Origin of the sequence: Caballeronia terrestris (assembly GCF_001544515.1) — a bacterium.
In the GTDB taxonomy this organism is placed as follows: domain Bacteria; phylum Pseudomonadota; class Gammaproteobacteria; order Burkholderiales; family Burkholderiaceae; genus Caballeronia; species Caballeronia terrestris.
On the sequence record NZ_FCOL02000282.1, the window covers coordinates 1 to 2,273 of the forward strand.

5 protein-coding genes are annotated in these 2,273 nt (G+C 58.6%); all 5 read right to left on the reverse strand.

The genetic code is table 11. The features are described 5' to 3' along the window. A partial coding sequence (locus AWB67_RS42695) for a P-type ATPase actuator domain-containing protein (protein ID WP_445344254.1) occupies positions 1 to 272 on the reverse strand: 272 nt, incomplete at its 3' end. Continuing rightward, on the reverse strand, positions 223 to 447 hold the full coding sequence (locus AWB67_RS42700) for a cation-transporting P-type ATPase (RefSeq protein WP_235007933.1): 225 nt from the start codon (positions 445 to 447) through the stop codon (positions 223 to 225). The genes AWB67_RS42700 and AWB67_RS42695, both read right to left, overlap by 50 nt. Positions 448 to 541: 94 nt before the next feature. Then, a complete protein-coding gene (locus tag AWB67_RS36525; protein WP_087660701.1) occupies positions 542 to 1,312 on the reverse strand; it encodes a BON domain-containing protein in 771 nt (256 codons plus the stop codon). Positions 1,313 to 1,624: 312 nt separating this feature from the next. Next, the gene (locus AWB67_RS36535) at positions 1,625 to 1,864 is read right to left on the reverse strand and encodes a hypothetical protein (RefSeq protein WP_087660703.1); all 240 of its coding nucleotides are present in this window, start codon (positions 1,862 to 1,864) and stop codon (positions 1,625 to 1,627) included. 115 nt (positions 1,865 to 1,979) lie between these two features. Continuing rightward, positions 1,980 to 2,273 (reverse strand): YSC84-related protein (locus AWB67_RS36540; protein WP_268808165.1); only part of this gene is annotated, 294 nt, incomplete at its 5' end.

Consider the following 2,273-nt stretch of genomic DNA (forward strand, 5'->3'; position numbering starts at 1 on the left):
GGCAGGCACACATCGGCGCCCACAATGCAGCCGAGCGAAAGCTTCACGATATCGCCCGGCACCAGTTGGGCGACCGGCACCGTCTTCCACGCACCGTCACGCCGAACCGGGGTGACCAGTGCGAGGCGCGACTTCAGTGCTTCCAGCGTTGCCGGTGCCCGGTTCTCCTGAAAGAAGCCCAAGGCCGCGTTAAATGTCAGCAGCGCCGCAATCACTGCTGCTTCAACATATTCGCCGAGAATCAGTTGCAGCACGATCGCCGCTTCCAGCATCCACGGAAACCGGTGCCCAGCATTTCTCTAGCGCACGACGCCATGGAGGAGTCGTGGTGTCTCGCGTGCCGTTTAGGCCGAAGACTTCCAGCCGACGCTGCGCCTCATCGCTCGTCAAACCACCGGGTGGTCGAACTTCGAGGATGTCCGCTGAGGTTTCAGGTAAGGAACTCATCACAAACTATTGACAAATGGAAGGCTCGTGAGCGTCGGTCTCTCGGATTGCCCGAAAGCGTCCGCCGATCGCCGCACCCTTCGCTGTGAAACTGCTACCGATGTTTATCCGTCCGCCCGGCAGTTTCCTCGCTCACGCGGATTTCGTCGCGTACATTATGCACGCCGTCAAGCGAGCGAACCGCATCGGAGGCGAATTTTTTTGCAGCCGCCGATGATACTGTTCCTCGCAGTGTTACCGCCGACTCAGCGACCACGACTTCGATACTATCGGCTTCGATGTCGGCTGCTTGGCGGAGTGCCGCGTGAATACCAGCGATCACCTCCATTCGAATCTGTCGGTCACTTACCCGCAATGCATTCACTATTCCAGTGATGCCCATCAACGGCACGATTGCGCGCTCAGCTAGCCTCCTTTGAAACGACCATGGCACTTCGCCCGATAACGTGACACAGCCGTGCTCGACCAGAACCTGGATCGCATCATCGGGAAGGCACGCCTCCCACTTCAGCGCCGCCCGAGCGTCCGCTGCGACTTTCGCGTCCGTGCTTCGCGTGGCAAATGGCAGTTCCACGACCAGACAGTTGTCGATGGAAGCAACGCCCGGCATGCGCCGCACGGCCTCGCAGACGGCCAGCTTTTCCGAATAGCTTTGGACGGTCCCGCCCAGCGTCACGCGACCGTCATGGACATTCGCAGTAGTCGACTTGGAAACAATTCGCGGGTCCCGCTTGAGCGTATCCTCGATCTCAACAAACAGCGCATTGTCGCTCTGTGGCGAACCCTTGGTAGGGATTCGCTCACGCGCTTGCTCAATTGCACCCGGCGTCTCGACACTCGCGCGCGGTACATTCAGTGTGTTCATTCAGTCATCCGTCACGAAGTCAGCATTGAGTTCGACCACATCGCGTCGATCACCGTCAAAATCACTCCAGTGAGATCGCACTGCCTGAGATGAACGCCACAGCGGCATTCCTCAGCGCTGCCGACCATGCGCATACCAGCGCCCCACCGATCGCTAGCGCGGGAGGAACGGCTACCCAGGTCGATCTGCCATAGTTCGCTAGCCACAAACCTCGCGCCGTCGAAACTGAGCCATCCAAGAACCGACAGACTGTTGGCGCGCCCCTCATCCATTACGCTGCCGATTCATTCATCAGCTACGAGCCAAGAATGTCTAGACATTGATCGTCTTTGCGGCTTTGAGCCGAATCCACGTAATTCCTTCGCGCAACCCGGCCAGAACGGCATCGCGTTCGTTGTCGAACGTGCGCGCGAGTTTGAACCGGTGCATGAAACGCCCACCTTCCACGTTGTGCTGCTCGACGCCGATCGAGCATACGACGCCTTGCGGCGTCTGGCCCGTAGTGCAGGTGACGCTCCATTCTGCGTTGTGCACTTGTCCCTTGAGCGTCATGATTATCCTCCTTCGATAATGATTGAATTGCGTGCAACGCGCGTGCTAGCGTTCGAGCATACGAGTACCGAGCGCGTTATATCCGGGTGCAGATTCATGGCTCGCTGTATCACGATTACACCGGCGCTTTCGAGAAATACGTTCCCACCAGCGACAGGTCGAACATCAGCGCTTCCTTCGTGTCGACGAAGCCCATAATGGCGTGGCGTGCCGTGTTAGTGTCGAATTGCCCGCTCTTGCCAACCTTGAAGAGCGCGACGGATCTGTCAACGCCGACTGTCCAGCTCTTGCTCTCGCGGAACCGGTCCAGCGATTCTTTGGTCAGGAAGACGAGGATGACACTCTCAGTTTCATAGCCGAGGCGCGCGCCGATGGTCGCAGTTCTTGCGTTGTAGTATTGGTTCGGGGC